We start from the raw sequence: 312 nt of genomic DNA, 5'->3' as shown, positions 1-312 counted from the left end.
GTTGCTATTGACGGTAAACGATTGAAAGGTTCATTTAATCAGTCAGATAGACGCGATGCGCTTTATATGATCAGTGCATTTGCATGCGAAAATGGTGTTGTTTTGGCACAATGCCCTGTTGATAAAAAGTCGAATGAAATAAAAGCGTTGCCAGAGCTGCTTGAATTATTAGAGATAAAAGGCTGCTTAGTAACGATTGACGCTATGGGGTGTCAAAAATCAATTGCAAAAAAAATAGTTGGTAAAGAAGCCGATTACTTACTTGCGGTAAAAGCAAACCATAAAAGGCTACTGTCACAAATAGAAGATGTG

General features: G+C 37.8%; 1 protein-coding gene. It reads left to right on the top strand.

Translation table 11 applies throughout. The features are described 5' to 3' along the window. A partial coding sequence (locus tag NRL14_RS20860; RefSeq protein WP_306725526.1) for an ISAs1 family transposase occupies nt 1–312 on the top strand: 312 nt, incomplete at both ends.

It is taken from the genome of Pseudoalteromonas sp. 20-92 (genome assembly GCF_030847595.1).
GTDB classification, from domain to species: domain Bacteria; phylum Pseudomonadota; class Gammaproteobacteria; order Enterobacterales; family Alteromonadaceae; genus Pseudoalteromonas; species Pseudoalteromonas fuliginea.
Note: the sequence above shows the minus strand (reverse complement) of the source record. Positions and strands in the feature narration are given on the sequence as shown.